The organism is Nocardioides sp. cx-173, from assembly GCF_021117365.1.
In the GTDB taxonomy this organism is placed as follows: Bacteria; Actinomycetota; Actinomycetes; order Propionibacteriales; family Nocardioidaceae; genus Nocardioides.
In genome coordinates this window covers 509,118-530,215 of sequence record NZ_CP088262.1, presented here as the reverse complement: position 1 = coordinate 530,215, position 21,098 = coordinate 509,118, and the positions used below count along the sequence as shown (strand labels likewise).

At 72.2% G+C, this 21,098-nt stretch carries 20 protein-coding genes; 6 read left to right on the top strand and 14 right to left on the bottom strand.

Annotated features, from left to right (window positions below):
* Positions 1–25: 25 nt before the first annotated feature.
* From LQ940_RS02450 to LQ940_RS02425, 6 genes are all read right to left on the bottom strand, one after another.
* Positions 26–1,732: a uroporphyrinogen-III synthase gene (locus tag LQ940_RS02450; protein ID WP_231245082.1), complete on the bottom strand. Its 1,707-nt coding sequence runs from the start codon at positions 1,730–1,732 to the stop codon at positions 26–28.
* The gene (hemC, locus tag LQ940_RS02445; RefSeq protein WP_231245081.1) at positions 1,729–2,694 is read right to left on the bottom strand and encodes a hydroxymethylbilane synthase; all 966 of its coding nucleotides are present in this window, start codon (positions 2,692–2,694) and stop codon (positions 1,729–1,731) included. Before hemC ends, LQ940_RS02450 begins: the two co-directional genes overlap by 4 nt.
* Complete coding sequence (locus LQ940_RS02440) at positions 2,691–3,983, bottom strand: glutamyl-tRNA reductase (protein WP_231245080.1); 1,293 nt, start codon at positions 3,981–3,983, stop codon at positions 2,691–2,693. Before LQ940_RS02440 ends, hemC begins: the two co-directional genes overlap by 4 nt.
* Positions 3,984–3,993: 10 nt before the next feature.
* On the bottom strand, positions 3,994–4,674 hold the full coding sequence (locus LQ940_RS02435; protein WP_231245079.1) for a redox-sensing transcriptional repressor Rex: 681 nt from the start codon (positions 4,672–4,674) through the stop codon (positions 3,994–3,996).
* A 156-nt stretch (positions 4,675–4,830) separates the two neighbouring features.
* Positions 4,831–5,070, bottom strand: coding sequence for a glutaredoxin family protein (locus LQ940_RS02430; protein WP_231245078.1), 240 nt, complete (start codon positions 5,068–5,070; stop codon positions 4,831–4,833).
* 1 nt (position 5,071) lies between these two features.
* On the bottom strand, positions 5,072–6,700 hold the full coding sequence (locus LQ940_RS02425) for a class I adenylate-forming enzyme family protein (RefSeq protein WP_231245077.1): 1,629 nt from the start codon (positions 6,698–6,700) through the stop codon (positions 5,072–5,074).
* A gap of 123 nt (positions 6,701–6,823) precedes the next feature.
* Here LQ940_RS02425 and LQ940_RS02420 point away from each other — a divergent pair, with 123 nt between their 5' ends.
* From LQ940_RS02420 to LQ940_RS02405, 4 genes are all read left to right on the top strand, one after another.
* On the top strand, positions 6,824–7,705 hold the full coding sequence (locus tag LQ940_RS02420; protein WP_231245076.1) for an HAD family hydrolase: 882 nt from the start codon (positions 6,824–6,826) through the stop codon (positions 7,703–7,705).
* A 113-nt stretch (positions 7,706–7,818) separates the two neighbouring features.
* Positions 7,819–8,571, top strand: a complete 753-nt coding sequence (locus LQ940_RS02415; RefSeq protein ID WP_231245075.1) for a sigma-70 family RNA polymerase sigma factor — start codon at positions 7,819–7,821, stop codon at positions 8,569–8,571.
* 151 nt (positions 8,572–8,722) lie between these two features.
* Positions 8,723–9,880 carry a DUF5667 domain-containing protein gene (locus tag LQ940_RS02410; RefSeq protein WP_231245074.1) on the top strand — a complete coding sequence of 386 codons (1,158 nt, stop codon included), beginning with the start codon at positions 8,723–8,725 and terminating at the stop codon, positions 9,878–9,880.
* Between the two features lie 250 nt (positions 9,881–10,130).
* Positions 10,131–11,345 carry an IS110 family transposase gene (locus LQ940_RS02405; RefSeq protein WP_231245224.1) on the top strand — a complete coding sequence of 405 codons (1,215 nt, stop codon included), beginning with the start codon at positions 10,131–10,133 and terminating at the stop codon, positions 11,343–11,345.
* Positions 11,346–11,355: 10 nt separating this feature from the next.
* On the opposite strand, the gene LQ940_RS02400 is transcribed toward LQ940_RS02405, so the two are convergent.
* The 5 genes from LQ940_RS02400 to LQ940_RS02380 all read right to left on the bottom strand — a co-directional run bounded on the left by LQ940_RS02400 (position 11,356) and on the right by LQ940_RS02380 (position 15,367).
* Entirely contained in the window at positions 11,356–12,495 is a 1,140-nt protein-coding gene (locus tag LQ940_RS02400; protein WP_231240770.1) for a lysophospholipid acyltransferase family protein, read from the bottom strand.
* Positions 12,488–13,549, bottom strand: coding sequence for an SDR family oxidoreductase (locus LQ940_RS02395; protein ID WP_231240771.1), 1,062 nt, complete (start codon positions 13,547–13,549; stop codon positions 12,488–12,490). Before LQ940_RS02395 ends, LQ940_RS02400 begins: the two co-directional genes overlap by 8 nt.
* Positions 13,550–13,577: 28 nt before the next feature.
* The gene (locus tag LQ940_RS02390) at positions 13,578–13,679 is read right to left on the bottom strand and encodes a 30S ribosomal protein bS22 (RefSeq protein ID WP_008356322.1); all 102 of its coding nucleotides are present in this window, start codon (positions 13,677–13,679) and stop codon (positions 13,578–13,580) included.
* 127 nt (positions 13,680–13,806) lie between these two features.
* Entirely contained in the window at positions 13,807–14,013 is a 207-nt protein-coding gene (locus LQ940_RS02385) for a helix-turn-helix domain-containing protein (RefSeq protein ID WP_231240772.1), read from the bottom strand.
* A 160-nt stretch (positions 14,014–14,173) separates the two neighbouring features.
* Positions 14,174–15,367, bottom strand: coding sequence for an acetoin utilization protein AcuC (locus LQ940_RS02380; RefSeq protein WP_231240773.1), 1,194 nt, complete (start codon positions 15,365–15,367; stop codon positions 14,174–14,176).
* Between the two features lie 185 nt (positions 15,368–15,552).
* On the opposite strand from LQ940_RS02380, the gene trpS reads away from it, so the two are divergent.
* A complete protein-coding gene (gene trpS, locus LQ940_RS02375) occupies positions 15,553–16,563 on the top strand; it encodes a tryptophan--tRNA ligase (RefSeq protein WP_231240774.1) in 1,011 nt (336 codons plus the stop codon).
* On the opposite strand, the gene LQ940_RS02370 is transcribed toward trpS, so the two are convergent.
* From LQ940_RS02370 to LQ940_RS02360, 3 genes are read right to left on the bottom strand one after another with little or no spacing between them, the layout of a single operon-like run.
* Complete coding sequence (locus LQ940_RS02370) at positions 16,560–17,114, bottom strand: hypothetical protein (protein ID WP_231240775.1); 555 nt, start codon at positions 17,112–17,114, stop codon at positions 16,560–16,562. The two genes, trpS and LQ940_RS02370, sit on opposite strands and share 4 nt — an antisense overlap.
* A complete protein-coding gene (gene proC / locus LQ940_RS02365) occupies positions 17,111–17,914 on the bottom strand; it encodes a pyrroline-5-carboxylate reductase (RefSeq protein ID WP_231240776.1) in 804 nt (267 codons plus the stop codon). The genes LQ940_RS02370 and proC overlap by 4 nt, the downstream gene beginning before the upstream one ends.
* 9 nt (positions 17,915–17,923) lie before the next feature.
* On the bottom strand, positions 17,924–18,859 hold the full coding sequence (locus LQ940_RS02360) for a proline dehydrogenase family protein (protein ID WP_231240777.1): 936 nt from the start codon (positions 18,857–18,859) through the stop codon (positions 17,924–17,926).
* A gap of 137 nt (positions 18,860–18,996) precedes the next feature.
* Here LQ940_RS02360 and LQ940_RS02355 point away from each other — a divergent pair, with 137 nt between their 5' ends.
* On the top strand, positions 18,997–21,087 hold the full coding sequence (locus LQ940_RS02355; protein WP_231240778.1) for an MMPL family transporter: 2,091 nt from the start codon (positions 18,997–18,999) through the stop codon (positions 21,085–21,087).
* Positions 21,088–21,098 lie beyond the last annotated feature (11 nt).

Here is a 21,098-nt window from a genome sequence, read left to right as displayed (position 1 = left end):
GCGCCGCCTCCCTGCTCCCTGCTCGTTACGGCGCCGTTCCGGCCTCGCGGGTACGGCGCCGCGAGGACGCCTTGCGCGAGGACGGCTTGGTCACGGGGTCGCCGGCCTCGATCATCGCGTCGCGGCGGGCGGCGCCGAAGTCGGCGAGCGCGTCGACGAGCGCCTCGACATCGGGCCTGGGCGACAGGACGTCGACGCGCAGGCCGTGCTCCTCCGCGGTCTTGGCCGTGGCGGGCCCGATCACGGCGATGATCGTCGAGGGGTGCGGCTTGCCGGCGATGCCGACCAGGTTGCGCACCGTCGAGGACGAGGTGAAGACGACCGCGTCGAACTTGCCGGTCTTGATCGCGTCGCGCGTCGGCGCCGGCGGAGGCGTGGCGCGCACGGTGCGGTAGGCGGTGACGTCGTCGCACTCCCAGCCGAGGTCGACCAGGCCGGCGACGAGGTTCTCGGTCGCGATGTCGGCGCGCGGCAGGAACACCCGGTTGATGGGGTCCAGCACATCGTCGTACTCCGGCCAGTCGGCCAGCAGGCCGGCGGCCGACTGCTCACCCGACGGCAGCAGGTCGGCGCGCAGTCCCCAGTCGGCGATCGCCTGAGCGGTCTTGTCGCCGACCGCGGCGATCTTGAGCCCGGAGAAGGCGCGGGCGTCCAGGCCGTACTCCTCGAACTTCTCGCGCACGGCCTTGACCGCGTTGACGGAGGTGAAGGCGATCCACTCGTAGCGGCCCTCGACCAGGCCGCGCACGGCCTTGTCCATCTGCAGCGGGTTGCGCGGGGGCTCCACCGAGATCGTCGGGACCTCCTCGGGCACGGCGCCGTAGCCGCGCACGCGCGTCGACAGCGAGCCGGCCTGCTCCTTGGTGCGGGGCACGAGCACCCGCCAGCCGAACAGCGGCTTGCTCTCGAACCACGACAGCGTCTCGCGCAGGTCGACGACCTTGCCGACGACGGTGATCGCGGGGGGCGTCATGCGCGCGGCACGGGCGTCGGCCGCGATGTGCTCGAGCGTCGAGGTGACGGTCTCCTGGGCGGTGGTCGTGCCGACGCGGGTCATGGCGACCGGCGTCTGCGGCGAGCGGCCGGCGAGCATCAGGGCCTTGGCGATGTCGCCGATCTGGCCGACGGCCGACAGCAGCACCAGGGTGCGGTCGCTCGCGTGGGCCGACCAGTCGATCTTGTCGCCGCAGGTGATGACGGAGATCTCGCGGTGGTCCTTGGTGGTCAGCGGGATGCCGGCGTACGCCGGGACCGCGCCGACCGAGGACACGCCGGGCACGACCTCGAAGCCGAAGCCGGCCTTGGCGACGGCCTGGGCCTCCTCGGGGCCGGAGGCGTAGAGGAACGGGTCTCCGGCGAGGAGCCGTACGACGCGGTGGCCCTTCTTGGCGTACCGCACGATGACCTTGGCGCGGGCGGCGTGGGTCAGCGGCTGGCCGTCCTCACCGAAGCCGCCGTCGACGAGCTCGGGTCCCTCGACCGGGGTGGGCTCGGCGCCCTCCTCCGGCTCGGCCTCGGCCGGCTCGGGGAGCCCGAGCAGGGTCCGGACCAGCGGGGCGTGCTCGGGTGCCTCCGTCACGATCACGTCCGCCTGCCTGATCAGGTCGACGGCGCGCACCGTCAGCAGGTCCGGGTCGCCCGGGCCGCTGCCGACGAACGACACCCAACCGCGGGGAGCGGCCGGCTGGGAACCCTGGGTGGTGCCCTGGGGGGTGGTCTTGCCTCGCGTCATGCGTTCTGCACCTCTGCTGATGGTTCTGCCGGTTGATTCAGTTGACCTGCTCCGTCGGCGAGCATCTCGCTCGCCAGCCGGTTGCCGACGCTGGTCGCGTCAGCGGGGGCGCCGGATGCGGACATCCGAACCGACAGGCCCCCGTCCAGTGAGAGTGCGATCGCTCGCACCCAGATCTCGTCCCCTTCGTCTCCTTCGGCGACCTCCGCCAGTGCCCCGATCGGCGCCGAGCACCCGCCCTCGAGCGTGGCGAGCACGGCACGTTCGGCATCCACCGCCGCCCGGGTCGCCGCATCCTGCAGCCGCGCGAGCTCCCCGGCGAGGTCACCCTCGGACCGGCACTCGATCGCGAGCGCACCCTGCCCGGGGGCGGGGAGCATCTGCAACGGGTCGAGCACCTCGGTCGCCTCCTCGAGTCGGCCGATCCTGGCGAGTCCCGCGCGGGCCAGCACGACGGCGTCGTACTCACCCGAGCGGACCTTGCCGATCCGGGTGTCGACGTTGCCACGAACGCCGACCACGTCCAAACCGAGGCCGAGGGCGTGCAGCTGTGCGGCCCGCCGCGGAGAGCCCGTGCCGACCCGGCTGCCGACCGGCAGCTCGCCCAGGGTGAGGCCGTCGCGCGCCACGACGACGTCGCGCGGGTCCTCACGAGTCGGTACGGCGGCCAGGGTGATGCCCTCGGCCGGGTAGGTGGGGAGGTCCTTGAGCGAGTGCACCGCCACATCGACCTCGTCGGCGAGCAGCGCGTCGCGCAGCGCACTGACGAACACGCCGGTGCCGCCCATCGTCTCCAGCGAGGTGCCGGCGGCCTGCGTGCGGTCGCCCTCGGTGTTGATCTCGACCAGCACGGCCTCGCGGCCCAGCGTGGTGCGGATCAGCTCGGCGACGTGGCCGGCCTGGGTCGTGGCGAGCAGCGAGGCGCGAGTGCCGACCCGCAAGGGCGTCCGGGGGGCGCTCATGCGAGGCCCTCCGGTCGGGTGACGGCCTCGACGGCCTCGGGGTCCAGCGCGAAGAGCTCGGCCAGCGCGGCGGCGTAGGAGATCGCGCCCTGCTCGTTGGCCAGCTCCTTGACCCGCACCGTGGGCTCGTGGAGCAGCTTGTCGGCGACGCGGCGCACGGTGTGCAGGATCTCGAGCCGGGCCGCGTCGTCGAGCTCGGGCAGCCGGCCGACCAGCCGACTCATCTCGGCGTCCACCACGGAGGTGGCCATGGAGCGGAGTGCGACCACGGTCGGGGTCACGCTGGCCTGGCGCCGCGCGGCGACGAACGAGGCCACCTCCTGCGCGACGATGCGCCGGACCTCGAGCACCTCGCGTCCGGCGTCGGACTCGTGCAGGACCGCGGCGAGCTCGGCCAGGCCGACCAGCGTCACGCCCGCCAGGTCGGCGACCGACGGGTCGACGTCGTGCGGGAGGGCCACGTCGATGATCGACAGCGGGCGCCCGGCCGGGTTGGCGGCGGCGACCATCTCGCGCGTGACCAGCACCCCGGTCGCACCGGCGCAGGTGATGACGATGTCTGCGCGGCCGATCTCGTCGGTCAGGTCGCTCAGCGGCGCGGCGCGCACGCCGTACTCCGCCACCAGCCGGTCGGTGCGCGGCAGCGTGCGGTTGGCCACCGTGACCTCCTCGGCGCCCAGGCGCGAGACGGTGGCGGTGGCGAGCCCGGCCATCGCGCCGGCGCCGACGACCAGCACCCGCTTGCCCGCGACGTCGCCGACGGCCTGGGCGGAGCGCTCGAGCGCCGCCGTGACCAGGGAGGGGGCGACCAGGTCGATGCCGGTCTCGGCGCGGGAGCGCTTGCCGACCCGCAGCGCCTGCTGGAAGAGCACGTTGAGCGCGGAGCCCACGGTGCCGAGCTCCTGGCCGAGCCGCAGCGCCTCGCGGGTCTGGCCGAGGATCTGGCCCTCGCCGACGGCCATGGAGTCCAGGCCGGCCGCGACCTGGAAGAGATGGGAGACCGCGCCGTCGTCGTAGTGGACGTACAGGTGCGGCAGCATCGCCTCGACGCTCTCCCCGGCCCGCTCGACGAGCAGCCGCGAGAGCTCCTCGACGCTGCCGTGGAAGCGGTCGACGTCGCTGTAGATCTCGATCCGGTTGCACGTCGAGATCACCGTCGCCTCGGCGACGTGCTCGCTGGCCACGGCGTCGCTGATCAGCTTGACGACGCCGTCGGCGTCCAGCGCCACCTTCTCGAGCAGATGGACCGGTGCGGAGTTGTGGGAGATCCCCACGACCAGGATGCTCACGCTGTCCCCCTCATGCGGTCTGGGCCTTGCGCTGCTCGTGGTAGGCGAGGATCTGCAGCTCGATGGAGAGGTCCACCTTGCGCACGTCCACCCCGGCGGGCACCGACAGCACGGACGGCGCGAAGTTCAGGATGCTGGTGATGCCGCAGGCGACCATGCGGTCGGCGACGTCCTGCGCGGCCGGCGCGGGCGTCGCGATGACGCCGATCGCCACGCCCTGCTCGGTGACGATCCCCTCGAGGTCGTCGAACGGGCGTACGTCGACGCCGGCGACGACCTCGTCGTGACGCTCCGGGTCGGCGTCGAGCAGCGCCACGACCCGGAAGCCGCGGCTGCGGAAGCCGGAGTAGTTGGCCAGCGCGTGGCCGAGGTTGCCGATGCCGACGATGACGACCGGCCAGTCCTGGGTCACGCCGATCTCGCGGGCGATCTGGTAGCGCAGGTAGTCGACGTCGTAGCCGACCCCACGGGTGCCGTAGCTCCCCAGGTAGGACAGGTCCTTGCGCAGCTTGGCGCTGTTGACGCCGGCCGCGGTCGCGAGGTCCTCGCTGGAGCAGGTGCGGGTGCCGGCCTCGACCAGGCTCGTCAGAGCGCGGAGGTAGACGGGCAGGCGGGCGACGGTGGCCTCGGGGATCTCCCGGGCACTGTCACTGGTGCCATTGGTCCTGACACTCGTTGTCCGTGCGGTCACAGCGGTCCACTTTCCAGTCGCACACCACGTCTGGGAGCCGCCTCGCAGGCGGTCGGGCATGCGGCTCGATCACTGTAGGAGTTTGTGAACGCGAGAACAAAACGAGCGCAGCGGCGCAATTACCACATGTGAGAAGACCCACGCTCGCGGGGGTCCTCAGCGAGCGAGGGCCGCGCGCAGCCGCGCTTCGTCGACGCGCCAGAAGTCGTGCTGCCGACCGTCCACGAAGGTCACCGGGACCTCCTCGGTGAACCGTCGCTGCAGCTCGGGGTCGTCGTCGATCGACACCTCGACGTACTGCTCCCCGGTGTCGGCGCACACCTTCTCGATCACCGCCCGCGCCTCGTCGCACAGGTGGCAGCCGGGTCGGCCGTAGAGGGTGATCCGGGCCGTCACGTCACTCCAGGATGCCCAGCGCGCGGCGCCGCTCGAGACCGCGCAGCCGGCCCTTCTGGACCTTGCCCGTCACCGTGAGCGGCAGCTCGTCGACGACCTCGATCCGGCTCGGCTGCTTGAACCGGGCCAGCCGCGTCGCGCAGTGCTCGCGTACGTCGGCCTCGACCTGCGCCGCGTCGAGGCCGGGCGCCACGACGTAGGCGACGACCGCCTCACCGGTGTCGGCGTCCTCGACGCCGATCACCGCGACCTCGGTGACTCCGGCGACCTCGCCGACGACCTCCTCGACCTCGACCGGGTAGACGTTGAAACCGGACACGATCACCAGCTCCTTGAGCCGGTCGACCAGGAACAGGTCCCCACTGGCGTCGAGGAAGCCCACGTCGCCCGTCGACCACCAGCCCTCGTCGTCGGGGCCGTCGGCACCGTCGGGCCAGTAGCCGCTGAACAGGTTGGCGCCGCGGATCTGGATCTCCCCCGGGTCGTCGCCGAGCGGCACGGCGCCGGCCTCGTCGACGAGGCGGATCTCGATGCCGTCGAGAGCCGCACCGACCGAGCCGTTCTGCAGCCGCTCGGAGCGCAGCGTGCTGGTGACGATCGGGGCGGCCTCGGTGAGGCCGTAGCCCTGGTGGATCGGGATGCCGGTGCGCCCGCTGAACTCCTCGATCACCGCACTCGACAGCGGGGCGGAGCCGGACAGGATCAGGCGGACCGGGCCGAGCCGCTCCTCGAGCGCCTCGACGTCGCGCCAGTAGGCGAAGACCGGCGGCGCCACGGGCACCACGCTGCACGCCTCGTCCTCGATCAGGTCCAGGGTGCCCTGGGGGTCGAAGCGCTCGGCCAGCACCAGCTTGGCGCGGTGGCGCAGGACGCCCCCGAGCACCGCGTTGAGCCCGTAGACGTGGAACATCGGCAGCACGCCCAGCACCACGTCGTCACCGTGGATCATCGCCGGCCGCATGGCCGCGGCCTGCTCGATGTTGGCGACCAGGGCGCGGTGGGTGAGCATCGCGGCGCGCGGGCGGCCCGACGTACCGCTGGTGTAGAGCAGCGCGGCCAGCTTCTCGGGGTCCTGCAGCGCCGGCACCGGTCGTGCGGTGTCGGCGCGCAGCTGGTCGTAGCCCCGCTCGCCGGGCAGCAGGGTCGAGCCGACCACCACGACCCGCGGCACCACGGCGCGCGCCAGCAGGTCGGGCTCCACCTCGCCCATGCCCTCGGTGTCGCCGTCGATCGCGCGCTGCAGCAGTGCCACGGCCTCGCGCACCGCCGTGACCGTCCCGCCGTCGGCCGCCACCATCCGCGAGCCCGAGTCGGCCAGCATCCGGGCGAGCTCGCTGGGCGTCGAGAGCGGGTTGACCGGCACCGCCACGGCCTGCGCGCGCAGGGTCCCGAGGTACGTCGTCAGGAACTCGATCCGGTTGCCCATCACGAGCATCACCCGCATCCCCGCCACGATGCCTGCGGCCCCGAGCCCGGTGGCGACGCGCCCGACCTCGTCGTCGAGCTGAGCCCAGGTCAGGCTGCGACCCGCCGCCTCCACGACGGCGAGCTTGTCCGGGCTCTCCTCGGCCGCGAGCGTGACGAGCTCGGCGACGTCCGTCACCCCCAGAGCTGCGTCTGCACTGGACATGCGCCGATCCTTCCACACCCCGGCTCTCCCCGAGGAGAGTCGTCGACCGACGTGGGTGCGCCGTCACTGCTTCGGCACTCTTGCGGCCTCCACCACCGCAGGCGCCGACGCTACTGTGTGCCGATGCCGCACCAGGACCGCTCGCGACACCACCTCGACCTCCAGCAGCGCTCGACGCTCGCGGGTGAGGCGGCGGCGGCTGCGGCAGAGGTGGAGACGGCCCTGGTGATGCCCTCGGACCTCACGTCGGCGGCGTTCTTCGACGTCGACAACACGGTGATGCAGGGGGCCAGCATCTTCCACCTCGCGCGCGGGCTGCACCGGCGCGACTTCTTCACCACGCGCGAGATCCTCGGAGCCGCCTGGAAGCAGGCGTACTTCCGGCTCGTCGGCGTCGAGGACCCCGAGCACGTCGCCCAGGCCCGCAACTCCGCGCTCAGCTTCATCGCCGGCCACACGGTCGCCGAGCTCGAGGAGCTCGGGGAGGAGATCTTCGACGAGGCGATGGCGCACCGCATCTGGCCGGGCACGCGGGCCCTCGCGCAGATGCACCTGGACCAGGGCCAGCGCGTCTGGCTGGTGACCGCGGCGCCGATCGAGATCGCCACGATCATCGCGCGCCGGCTGGGCCTCACCGGTGCGATGGGCACCGTCTCCGAGCACGTGGAGGGCGTCTACACCGGGCTGCTGGTCGGCGACCTGCTGCACGGGCCCGCCAAGGCCGAGGCGATCAAGGCCCTGGCGTCGCGCGAGGGCCTCGACCTGGCCGCCTGCTCGGCGTACTCCGACTCCTTCAACGACCTGCCGATGCTGAGCCTGGTCGGCGACCCGGTCGCGATCAACCCCGACGCCCGGCTGCGCGCGCACGCACGGGCCCAGGGCTGGCGGGTGCGCGACTACCGCACCGGGCGCAAGGCGGCGCGCGCCGGACTGGTCGTGGGCGCCGTGGCCGGCGCGGCGACGGGCAGCGTCGCGGCCGCGGTCGCGCTGCGCAAGCGCCACTGAGGGCCCGGCCGGGCCCCGCGACGGGTTCTCGCTGACTGTTCCCACCGGGACGGGTGCTGACCTACTATCCGGTAGGGCTGGGGGGAAGCCTCCACGGGAGGGATGCGGTTCGCATGCCGTCGTACGGTCGTGACGTTGCGCGTGGCCTGGAGGGCCTGCGCGTCGCGGTCGCGCGCCAGCTCGCCCTCGCCGCGTCCGGTGGCCCGCTGCCGGCCGGGCTCCTGCTCAGCGAGGCGCTCACCGGCGACACCTCCCCCGGAGCGGGCGGTTACGGCGACGGCGACCTCGCCGCGTCCTCGGAGCAGGACGAGGCGGATCGCACCCGGCTGATCGCGCTGGTGGAGCTCGCGCGCAAGGGCGACGCCGACGCGTTCGGGATGCTCTACGACCACTACCAGGCCTCGGTCTACCGCTTCCTCTTCTACCGCACCCGCTCGAGCACCCTGGCCGAGGACCTGACCTCGGAGACGTTCTTCCGGGCGCTGCGGAGCATGACCAACTTCCGCTGGCAGGGCAAGGACTTCGGGGCCTGGCTGATGACCATCGCCCGCAACCTCGCCACCGACCACTTCAAGGCTGGTCGGACGCGCCTGGAGATGACGACCGAGGACATGGGGGCCCACGACGACAGCACCGAGGGTCCCGAGCTGACGGTGCTCGCGAGCCTGACCAACGAGATCCTGCTCAAGGCCCTGACCCGGCTGCCCGACGAGCAGCGCGACTGCCTGGTGATGCGCTTCCTGCAGGGGATGAGCATCGCCGAGACCGCCGCCGTGCTCGGCCGCAGCGACGGCGCCGTCAAGCAGCTGCAGCTGAGGGGCGTGCGCAACCTGGCGAAGCTGATGCCGGAAGGGATCAGGGGCTGATGCGGAGGGCCCGGACCGGCCCCTCGCACCTGGTGGCGAGCACCACGCCGCTTCGCCCTGGCATCGCCGTAACCCAGGCGCCGATCGCATCGTTGAGCGAGGTGCCAAGACGCACCATCTCCCCGCCGGGCAGGACTCCAGGACGGAACCGATGATCACCGCATTCACGGCGCGACGACGCGCCGAGGAGTTCAGCTCGCTGGTCGACTCGACCAGCGAGCCGAAGGATGCGCGCGACGCCGATCTGCTCGAGGTCGTGGACGCCATGCGCTCGGTCGCCCCCGTCGAGGCCCGCCCGGCCTTCGTGAGTGACCTGCGGGAGCGCCTGATGGCCGCGGCCGAGACGGCGCTCGCCCCGGCCACGGACGCCGAGCTGCGCGCCCGGCTCACCGTCGCCCCCCGCCGTACGCCACGCGAGCGCCGCCTCGCCGTCGCGATCGGCGGTTTCGCGATCGTCGGTGCCACGACCTCCATGGCCGTGGCCGCCCAGACCGCGCTTCCCGGCGACACCCTCTACCCCCTCAAGCGGGCGATCGAGAACGCCCGGGCCGGTGTCCAGTCCGACGAGGGCGACCGGGGCTCGAGGCTCCTGCACAACGCCGCCGGCCGCCTCGACGAGGTGGACGAGCTGACGCAGGGCCGCGGCGACGACGAGGCGATCTCGCAGACCCTGCTGGCGTTCTCCGAGCAGGCCGGCGCCGCCTCCGACCTGCTGATCACCGTCTACGAGACCACCGGCGAGGAGTCCACGATCGCCGAGCTGCGGGACTTCGCGGCCGACAGCCTCGCCGAGCTGGAGACCCTCCAGGGCGTCATCCCCGACGAGGCCCGGGGCGCCCTCATCCAGGCCGTGCAGGTGATCGGGCAGATCGACGAGCAGGCCCTCTACGCCTGCCCGACCTGCTCCGACGCCGCCCGCCTGCCGCAGAGCGTGCTCAACACCTTCGAGCAGGTCGCCCAGGCGATCATCGGCGACCCGCCGGTGACTCCCGGCCGGGGTGGCGAGGAGCGACCCGGTGACGACGGCGGCGGCAAGGACGGCGGCAAGGACGGCAGCGGCGACGAGAGGGCGGGTCCGGCCGCCGGCGCGACCGACGGCGGTCCCGCCGCTCCCGCGTCCCCCGCCGGGCCGGGCGCCCCCGCCGCGCCGACTCCGGCCCCGAGCGCCCCGCCCAACCCGCTGGAGGAGCTCACCGACGGCATCAAGAACGGCGCCAGGCCGCCGAGCGGCGTCCCCACCACCCTCGACGAGCTGGTCGAGGATCTCGAGGACGTGACCGGCGACCTGACCGGTCCACTGTTCCCCTGACGGGTCACTGGTGGACCGTAGGTCTCAGACAGGCGTATGCCTTGTCTGCACCCCGGTGCTGCTAGGTCACTGCCGAACTGACGCAGTCCCGCCTTGGTGAGGACCTGGCTGACAGTTGCAGGGCCTGGTGGCCCGGGACGTGCAGACCGGCCATAGGGCTTTGCACCGCGAGTGCCGCAGTGACCAACCGGCCGTCACGTCCCGGGGCCGGAGTGCTGATTCCGTGGGCTATACGGAAGGAGCACTAATCATGGAGGCTACGCCCACTTTCGCTGGGATCGACTGGTCCTGGCAGCACCACGCGTTGTGCATCGTCGATGACGATGGGCAGCGCATCGAGGAAGTCACGCTCCCGCACTCGAAGCCGGGACTGGGCAAGATCACGACCTTGCTGCGCCGTCACGGCGTGGCCCAGGTCGGGATCGAACGTGGCGACGGGCCGGTGGTCGAGCATCTGATCCGCGACGGATTCGAGGTCGTGGTGATCTCGGCGCGTCAAGTGAAGTCGCTACGTGCGCGCTACGGCAGTGCAGGCAACAAGGACGACCGGTTCGACGCGTTTGTCCTGGCCGACGCCTTACGCACCGACACCGCACGCTGGGCGGTTGTACAACCCGATACCGAGGAGACGATCGCGTTGCGGATGCTGGTGCGTTCGCGTCACGACTTGATCGATCACCGGATTGCGGTGCATAACCAGCTGTTGGCGGTGTTGCAGCACAACTTCCCCGGAGCGATCGGACTGTTCAGCCAGCTCGACATCGGTATCAGCCTGGCGTTCTTGCGCCGGTTCCCGACCGAAGCCAAGGCCGCGTGGCTGTCCCAGCTTCGAATGGCGCACTGGCTCAAGGCCAATGGCTACTGCGGTCGCCAGAGCGCCGCCGATCTCGTCGACCACCTGCGCAACGCAGCCACCGGACGCGTGAGCGGCCCAGCAGCCGAAGCCAGCGAACTCGTCGTACTCACCCTGGTCGACCTGCTCAGCAAGCTCCGCGAACAGCAATCGATCCTCGAGACCCGGATCAAGGAAGCGCTCCTCGCGCACCCCGACGGCCCGATCTTCCAGTCCCTCCCACGCGCTGGAACCGTGCGCGCCGCAACCCTCCTGGCCGAGATTGGCGACTGCCGCGCCCGCTTCCCAGATGCCGCCGCGCTCGCCGCAGCCGCCGGGGTCGCACCCTCAACCAGACAGTCCGGCAAACACCTCAACGTCGCCTACCGACGCGGCTGCAACAAGACTCTCCGCGCCGCGCTCATCGACTGGGCTCAAGACACCCCGCGCGCCAACGCCTGGGCCCGCGATACCTACGACCGCGCCCGCCAGCGCGGCTGCCGCCACCCCCACGCGGCAAGGATCCTGGCCCAAGCCTGGACCAGGATCCTCTGGCGCTGCTGGCACGACCAAGTGCCCTACAACCCCGACCTACACGGCCGGCTCAGCCTCATCACCAAGGAGGCTGCTTGACATAGGGCTGTCAGCGGAAGACGGACTCGCGCTGCATGAGCAGCGTGTAGAGCGTCTGCTGGATCGTCTCGCGCACCTGGTCGGTGACGTTGAAGACCAGCATCGGGTCCTCCGACGCACTGCCCTCGTACTCGTCGGTGCGGATCGGCTCGCCGAACTCCAGCAGCCACTTCGAGGGGAGCGGCACCAGGCCCAGGGGGCCGAGCAGCGGGAAGAACGGGGTGATGGGCAGGTAGGGGATCCCCAGGATCCGCGCCAGCCCGGGGAGGTTGCCCACCAGCGGGTAGATCTCCTCCGCGCCCACCACCGCGAGGGGGACGATCGGGACGCCGGTGCGCAGGGCCGCGGAGACGAAGCCGCCCCGGCCGAAGCGCTGCAGCTTGTAGCGCTCGGCGTACGGCTTGCCGATGCCCTTGAAGCCCTCCGGCCAGACGCCGACCAGCTCGCCGCCGCGCAGCATCCGCTCGGCGTCCTCGCTGCAGGCCAAGGTGGCGCCGCCCTTGCGGGCGAGGCTGCTGACGACCGGGGTCTGGAAGACCAGGTCGGCGCCGAGCGGGCGCAGGAACCGGCCGGTGTGGTCGTGGATGGAGACCATCGTCATCAGACCGTCGACCGGGATGGTGCCGGAGTGGTTGGAGACCACCAGCGCCCCGCCCTCGTCCGGGATGTTGTCGATCCCGCGGACCTCGATGCGGAACCACTTCTCGGCGATCGGGCGCAGGGCGGCCATGAAGAACTGCTGCGTGATCTCCTGATCGAAGCCGTACTCGTCGACGACGTACTCGCCGGTGACCCGGCGGCGCAGGAACGCCAGGAACCGCGCGAGCTGCAGCTCCCACTGGTCGCCGAACACCTCGATCGCGGCGGCGCGGAAGGCGGCCAGCCAGTCACTCGCCGGCACGCCGGCGAGCGGGTGCCGCTCCTCGGTGCGCGCGGCCAGCCCAGCGGTCGCGTCCGCCGTCGCGGCGGCGGCCGGAGCAGGATCAGGTTGCGTCGGGGCCTCGGCAGTGCTCGGGGCTGCGGCCGGAGCCTTCTTGGCCGTCGGCTTGCGCTGGGGGGCCAGCCCGCGCGCGGCGGAGCTGGGCTGGGTGCCGGTGCCGCGCCCGGGGCGGCCGCGGGTCCCGATCGGGATGATCTCGGCGTCACCCATGGCGCGCACCTCCCGGGCCGACGGCGGTCTCCGGTCGCTGCGGGTCCGGCAGCTGGCGGGCGACCGCGGAGAGCACCTTCTCCGCGTGGCCCCCCGTGATGGGCAGCCCGCGACCGAAGTCGGCCAACGCCTCGGCGGTGGTGAAGCGGGGCTCGAAGCCCAGGACCTCGCGCATCCGCGTGGTGTCGACGCCACGGCCGTAGGTGAGGAAGGAGAGCTGCTCGGGCGAGAAGTCCGCGACGCGGGCCGAGCGCAGGAACGAGCCGACGCCCCCCACAGCGAAGCCCGGCATCGGCACGGTCGGCCGCTGCAGGCGGCGCGCGGCCTGGGAGAGCATCAGGATCCCGTCACCGGCGATGTTGAAGGTGCCGTCGATGTCGCGCACCACGCAGTGGCGCAGGACCGAGAGCAGGTCGTCCTGGTGCAGGAACTGCATGCGGGCGTCGTAGCCGAGGACCGTCGGCAGCACCGGCAGCCGGAAGTACGACGTCAGCGGGCTCGACACGTGCGGCCCGATGACGTTGGCGCAGCGCAGCAGCGTCACCCTCAGGTCCGGCCGGCGACGGGCCAGGCCGCGGACGTAGCCCTCGATCTCGGCGACGTCCTTGGCGTAGCCGTTGCGCGGGGCGCGGCGCGGCTCCATGTCCTCGGTGAACATCGCGGGGTCGCGGTTGCTCGCGCCGTAGACCGTGGTCGTCGACTTCACCACGAGGTGCCGCAGCCCCGGCGCCTTCTGGCACGCCGCCAGGAGCTGCATCGTCCCGATGACGTTCAGCTCCTTCATCGTGTTGCGACCTCCGGCGCTGCCGGGGGTCGAGATCACGCTCATGTGGACGACGGTGTCGACGTCCTCCTTGGCGATGACCTTGGCGATGACGGGGTTGCGGATGTCGGCGCGCACGAACGACACGTCTCCCATGTCGCCCCGCGGGGGGACGACATCGACGCCGATGACGCGCGAGACGTCGGGCTCCTCCGCGATGGCGCGCGCGGCCTTCCGGCCGAGGTCGCGAGAGACCCCGGTGACGAGAACGACCCTGCCGGCGCCGGCCATGGAGGCGTTCGGAACCCGACCGACCGGCTTACTTGCCGAGCTTGCGACGCTGTACGCGCGTCTTCTTGAGCAGCTTGCGGTGCTTCTTCTTCGCCATACGCTTGCGCCGCTTCTTGATGACAGAACCCACGAATAGAACCTCTCCAGGTTGATCAGTCGCTCCAGGAGTCGCCTGGAGGCCCCGCCAGCCTATCGGCGTGGGTGCGGCCAGCAAGAATCCGCCCTCACCGGGCGGACGCAGCGGCGCCCGTGGCCGCTCAGCCGGCGTCGAAGAAGCTCTTGCGCAGGTACTCGTCCACGTCCTCCTCGCGGACGCGGAAGGAGCGCCCGACGCGCAGCGCGGGCAGGTCCCCTCCGTGCACGAGGCGGTAGACGGTCATCTTGGAGACCCGCATCATCGCGGCGACCTCGGCGATGGTCAGGAACCTGGACTCGGAGCGATCCCCGGGCGAGTTCGTCGCCATGGCACACCAACTTTCTGTGGCGACCGGCATCGGCTTCCCCACCGATGATCACACGGGCGCGTCGTGGTGAGGATAGGGCCAGAAGTGACGGATGGGGAAGAGATACACCAATGAAACTTCCAAACCTCGGCGTGTCGACTTGACCGCCGCCGGCGACGAGTCAGGGCATCGGGTCCAATCCGTGCAGCGGAAAGGCCTCCATACGGGTGCCGTGGATGGCCCGGTCCAGCCAGGTGTCGGGGTCGTACCCGTCCTCCCAACGGCGGTACGCCGGGGTCCGCCCGTCGGTCAGGCGGCGCGGTGCGGTGCGGCCCAGGCGCTCGTGGACGTACTCGCGCCAGGCGGCCGGAGTCTCGGTCTCGGGGTCCAGCGGGTGCCCTCCCACGATCGCGAGCAGGTGGGTCCAGGCGCGCGGCACGACCTCCACCAGTGCGTAGCCGCCCCCGCCGGTCGCCACCCAGCGCCCGTCGGCCACCTCGTGCGCGAGCTCGTGCAGCGCGAGGTAGGCGGCCCGCTGGCCGTCCACGCTCAGCATCATGTGGGCGAGCGGATCGTCGGCGTGGGAGTCGCAGCCGTGCTGGGTCACCAGGATCTCGGGATCGAAGGCCCTCAGCAGCGGCGGGACCACGGCATGGAACGCCCGCAGCCAGCCGGCGTCGCTCGTGCCCGGCGGCAGCGCGACGTTGACCGCCGTGCCGTGCGCGTCGGCGCCGCCGAGGTCGACCGGGAAGCCGGTGCCGGGGAAGAGCATCTGGCCGGTCTCGTGCAGGGAGATGGTGAGCACCCGCGGGTCGTCCCAGAAGATCCGCTCGACGCCGTCGCCGTGGTGCACGTCGATGTCGACGTAGGCGACCCGCTCGGCGCCCTTGTCGAGCAGCGACTGGATGCCGACCGCGACGTCGTTGTAGATGCAGAAGCCGCTGGCGCGGTCGGCCATCGCGTGGTGCAGGCCGCCGGCGATGCTCGCGCTGTGCAGCGACTCCCCCGACCAGACCTGCCGACAGGCCTCGTGGGTCGCGCCCACCACGTGCGCCGCGGCCTCGTGCATGCCACGGAAGACCGGGTTGTCCTCGCTGCCCAGGCCGTGGGCCTCGTCGACGCCCGGCTCCTCGCTCATCCGGATGACCGCGTCGATGAGCGACTGGTCGTGGACGGTCGCGAGCAGGGTGTCGTCGGCCATCGGGGCCGGCACGACGCGCAGCTCCCGGTCCAGGACGCCCAGCTCGCGCGCGAGCCGCATCGTCAGGTCGACGCGCAAGGGCGACATCGGGTGTCCCTGCCCGAAGTCGTACGCCGTGAGCGTCTCGTCGAACACCACCGTGGCCGGCCCCGCGCAGTCTGCCGCCGAAGTCATGGCTGCAACCTACTCGCCGCTCCGGCTAGGGTGGGTCTCGTGCTGCACACCCGACCCACCCAGTGGTGGTCCGCCTGACCGGCGGACCCTCCGAAGCACACCCTTCATCGGCCGCCTGCGGGCGGCCGTCGTGCATTTCAGGCACGTCCCGGTCTCCTGCGGGCACTCATCCCAGGAGCACCCCCATGACCACCATCTCCCTCGCCCCCGCCGCCCACTCCCGCGCCGCGACGCGCAGGCTCTCGCTGCTCAAGCCGACCGGCCGTCTCACGCTGGGCAACCTGCTCGGGGCCCTGCGGCCCATGGCCGCCGCCCAGCACGAGGCCGACTGCTTCTACGGCGTCGCCGACCTGCACGCCCTGACCGTCACGCACGACCCGGCCCGGCTGCGTGAGCTCGTGCGCGAGCAGGCGACGCTGCTGCTCGCGGCCGGGCTCGACGCCAGCACGCTGTTCGTGCAGAGCCGGGTGCCGGCCCACGCCCAGCTCGGCTACCTGCTGGAGTGCGTCGCCACGACCGGCGAGCTGAACCGGATGATCCAGTTCAAGGAGAAGGGACGAGGGACGGGCTCGACGCGGACCTCGCTGCTCACCTACCCGGCGCTGATGGCGGCCGACATCCTGCTCTACCGGCCCACCCAGGTGCCGGTGGGCGACGACCAGCGCCAGCACCTCGAGCTCACCCGCGACCTCGCGATGCGCTTCAACGCGACCTACGGGCCGGTCTTCACGATCCCCGAGATCACCACGCCGCCCGCGGGCGCGCGGGTCATGGACCTCGCCGACCCCACGGCCAAGATGGGCAAGACCGGCAGCGACGGCGCCGGCGTGATCCACCTGCTCGACCCGCCCGACGTCGTACGACGCAAGGTCGCGCGGGCGGTGACCGACGGGGAGACCGGCCCGGCGGCGGTGCGGGCGGACCGCGCCACCAAGCCCGGGGTGACCAACCTGCTGGAGATCCTCGTCGCGTGCGGCGGCTCGCCCGAGGCGCTGGCGACGTACGGCGCGCTGAAGCAGGCCGTCACCGACGCCGTCGTCGCCGAGCTCGAGCCGATCCAGCAGCGCTACCACGAGCTCGCCGCCGACCCCGCCCACGTCGGTGCCGTCTACGCCGCCGGCGCCGCCCGCTGCCGCGACGTCACCGCGCCGGTCCTCGCCGCGGCGGAGGCGGCGATGGGGCTAGGACCGGCCTAGGAGGGGGCGCGGCTCGCGTCCCGCTCGGCCAGGCGCTTCAGCGTCAGCAGCTCCTTGCGCATCATCACCAGGTCACCCCACGCCAGGAGCGGAGCGCGCAGACGCGCGACGGCGCCCTCGACCTCGCACACGAGCCGGCAGACCATGCGGCTCCTGCCCGCCTCGGGTGGCTCCTGGGCGGCCGGCTCCGCGGCGTACGTCACCGCCACCGGCCCGAAGAGCCGGGCCGCCGCAGGCGTGGTGACGCCGGTCCAGTGGTGGCCGGGCTCGAAGGAGGTCAGACGGAAGATCTGCATGAGCTGGCCGACCTCGAGGACGTCGGCACCCGGCGACAGCGTCCGCGGGCTGCGGCGTCCGCGGTTGTCGATCAGGTCGTAGGAGTACGGCGCGACCGCGATCTGGCACAGCCAGCGGTAGGCGAGCGCCGGCGGCGCCGCCACCGGCACCGCCCGCGTCATCGCGCGCGTCCGGCCGGTCAGCAACCCGTCCGCGGGATAGTCGCGCCGTACCTCCTCGGAGGTGGCGCCCCAGACGTCCGGGAGCCGGGTCAACTTCCCTCGGCGAGCTCGCGCGAGCGGTCGCGGGCAGCCTCCATGGCGGCCAGGAACGCGGCGCGGACCTTGTGGATCTCGAGCTCGCGCAGGGCGGCGGCGGTGGTGCCGGCGGGCGAGGTGACCTGCTCGCGCAGCACGGTGGGGTGAGTGCCCGTCTCGCGCAGCATCTTGGCGGAGCCGACCAGGGTCTGGATGACCAGCTCGGAGGCCGTCGCGCGGGGCAGCCCGAGGTGGACGCCGGCCTCGATCATCGACTCGACCACGAAGAAGATGTAGGCCGGGCCCGATCCGGAGATCGCGGTCACGGCGTCCTGCTGGCGCTCCGGGATCCTGAGCACCTTGCCCACCGAGGCCATCAGCGACTCGACCTCGGCGAGGTGCGAGTCGTCGCAGTGCGAGCCGGGCGAGATCGCGGCCATGCCCTCGTCGACCAGCGCCGGGGTGTTGGGCATGACCCGGACCACGGCGGTGCCCTCGGGCAGGCGCGACTCGAGGAACGCGGTGGTGATGCCGGCCGCGAGCGAGACCACGAGCTGGCCCGGTCGGATGACGCCGGCGATCTCGTCCAGCAGGTCGCCCATGTCCTGCGGCTTGACCACCAGGGCGAGGGTGTCGGCCTTGGCAGCCGCCTCGACGTTGCTGACGACGGCGACGCCGTAGCGCTCCTCGAGCTCGCGGGCGCGCTCGGCGCGCTTCTCGCCGACGAGCAGGTGGTCGACGCGGCGGCCGGCGCGGACGAGGCCGGAGAGCAGGGTCTCGCCCATCACACCGGCGCCGAGGATGGCGGTCTGCGACATCGTGGGGACCTAGCTCTTGGAGATCAGGGACTTGGCGAAGAATGACAGGTTCTGCGGCCGCTCCGCGAGGCGGCGCATCAGGTAGCCGTACCACTCGCCGCCGTAGGGCACGTAGACCCGGACCTTCTCGCCGCTGGCGGCCAGCCGGCGCTGCTCGCCCGGGCGGATGCCGTAGAGCATCTGGAACTCGTAGGTCTGCTGGGCCCGGCCGTAGCGGCTCGCCAGCGACGAGGCGATCTCGACCATGCGCGGGTCGTGGGTGGCGACCATCGGATAGCCGTCGCCGGCGAGCAGGATCTTCAGGCAGCGCACGTAGGACTTGTCGACGTCGAGCTTGTCCTGGAAGGCCACCGACTCGGGCTCGTGGTAGGCGCCCTTGCACAGCCGCACCCGCGAGCCCTCGTAGGCCAGCGAGCGGCAGTCGTCCTCGGTGCGGTGCAGGTAGGCCTGCAGCACGGCACCGGTCTCCGGGAAGTCCTTGCGCAGGTCGCGCAGGACGGCCAGCGTCGAGTCGGTGGTGGTGTGGTCCTCCATGTCGAGGGTCACCGTGGTGCCGGCGTTGCGGGCGGCGCGGCAGATGGTGCGCGCGTTCTCCAGCGCGATCTTGTGACCGTGGTCGGGCAGGGCCTGCCCGATGGCGGAGAGCTTGACCGACACCTCGGCGTGCCGGGTCAGCCCGGCGACGCTCAGGGCCTTGAGGACCTCGACGTACGCCGCCACCGTGGCCTCGGCCTGCTGGGCGTCGAGGGTGTCCTCGCCGAGGAAGTCGAGGGTGACGTCGAGGCCCCCGTCGATGAGGGCGCGGCTGGCCGTGACCGCGGTGTCGGAGGTCTCGCCGGGGACGTAGCCGGTGACGATGCCGGAGGTCACCGGCAGGGTGGTGACGAGCCTCTTCACCTGGGCGCTGCGCGACAGGAGCAGGATCGGCTGGCGAAGCAGGGACATGCTGCCCAGGCTAGTTCAGGCCACGTCTGTCGGCCCGCTCCGCCTGCTGGCGGCGTACACCGCCCGGCGTACGCCGTCGGAAGAGAGCATCCCCCGGCACGACGCGTGCCGCCTCGCGTCGGCGAAGACTCGGTGTCATGTCCAAGACCCTGCTGCACCGGCTCATCACGCGTCCTCGCCATGCCCTCGCGGGCCTCTTCTTCTTCGTCCTCGTCGCCGGCGCCTTCGGTGGTCCGGTGGCGGGGGCCCTGTACTCCTCCGGCGGCTTCGTCCCCGACGACTCCGACTCCGTCCGCGCCGTGGAGCGCGTGGAGGCAGCCACCGCGGTGGGAGCCACTCCGGGACTCGCGGTCCTGGTCGACGACGCCGACCCCGCGCGGGTCGGCGACGTCACCGCGCGCCTCTCCGGTGTCGACGGCGTCGCGCGGGTCACGCCGGGCGGCGCCTCCGAGGACGGCACCAACACGCTGGTCCTCGGGACCCTCGAGGCGGAGGCGGTCGATGAGGACGTCGCTGCGGAGGCGATCGAGGAGTTCGCGGACGACGGCGACGTCACCGTGGGCGGCGAGGCCGTGGCCGGCCTCCAGATCGGCGAGACCGTGGGCAAGGACCTCGGACGGGCCGAGCTGCTGGCCATGCCGCTGCTCCTGCTGCTGTCCCTGATCTTCTTCGGCGGGCGGGCCGCGCTGCTGCCGCTGGTCGTCGGGCTCACCACGGTGCTGGGGACGTTCCTGGTCCTCGCCGGGGTCAACCAGGTCTACGGCCTCAGCGTCTTCGCACTCAACCTGGTCATCGGGCTCGGGCTGGGCCTCGCGATCGACTACACGCTCTTCCTGCTCACCCGCTACCGCGAGGAGCTCCAGCGACAGGGCGCGACGCACGGCGCGATCCGCACGACCATGCAGACCGCCGGACGCACGGTCGTCTTCTCGGCGGCCACCGTCGCCGTGGCGCTCGCGACCCTGACCGTCTTCCCGATGGGCTTCACGAAGTCGATGGGCATCGCGGGCGCGGTCGTCGCCGTCGTCGCCGCCACCGCGTCCCTGGTCGTCGCCCCGGTCTTCTTCGCACTCCTGGGCGCCCGCCTGGCCCGCCGCTCGGCGGCCAGGTCCGGGGCAGCGAGCCGTTGGTACCGCTTCTCCCACGCCGTCATGCGCCGTCCCGGCCGCGTGGCCGCCGCCACCGCGGTCGTGATGGTGGCCCTGTCGGCGCCCGCGCTCCGCACCGAGTGGACGCCGATCGACGCCACCGTCGTGCCGACCGACCAGAGCGCTCGGATCGTGTCGGACCGGCTCTCGGAGGAGTACGGCGGCACCGGCACCACCCCGGTCACGGTCGCGGTGGAGGCCGACGACCCGGCCCAGGTGGCGGAGTACGCCGCGCAGGCCGGCGCCGTGACCGGCGTACGAGCCCCCGCCGAGCCGCTCGAGCTCGCGGACGGCACCTGGCAGCTCGCGCTCCCGGTCGACGGCACCGCGGCCGGCTCGACCGCGCAGGACGTGGTCGCCGGACTCCGTGACCTGCGGGTGGACGGGGTGGACGCGCTGGTCGGCGGCCCGGCCGCCTCCTTCATCGACCAGCAGGCGGCGATCGGCGCCAGCCTCCCGCTGGCGGTGTCGCTCCTGGTGCTGCTCACGCTGATCGTGCTGTGGCTCATGACCGGCTCGGTCGTGCTGCCGCTCAAGGCGGTGGTGATGAACACCCTCACGGTGGGGGTCGCCCTCGGCGTGCTCACCTTCGTCTACCAGGGCGGTCGCCTGACCGGGCTGCTCGGCTACACGCCCAACGGCGGGGTGGAACCGACCGACTTCCTGGTGACCGCCGCGCTGGTCTTCGCGCTCTCGACCGACTACGGGGTGTTCCTGCTCGGTCGGATCAAGGAGGAGCGGGACGCCGGGCTGACCGAGCGCGAGGCGGTCGCGACCGGGCTCGGGCACACCGGTGCCGTGGTGACCGCCGCGGCGCTGCTCCTTGCCGTGGCGATCGGCGCCTTCAGCACCAGTTCGATCTCCTTCATCCAGCAGATCGGCGTGGCGACCGCGGTGGGCGTCCTCGTCGACGCGTTCGTGGTCCGCTCCCTGCTCGTGCCCTCGCTGATGGGTCTGCTCGGCAAGTGGAACTGGTGGGCCCCCATGTGGCTGCGCCGCCTCCACGACCGGGTCGGGCTCTCCGAGGGACCCGTCGCCCGCATCGACGAGCCCGCACGCGTACTTGCGGATACTCCCTGAGGACGACGTCG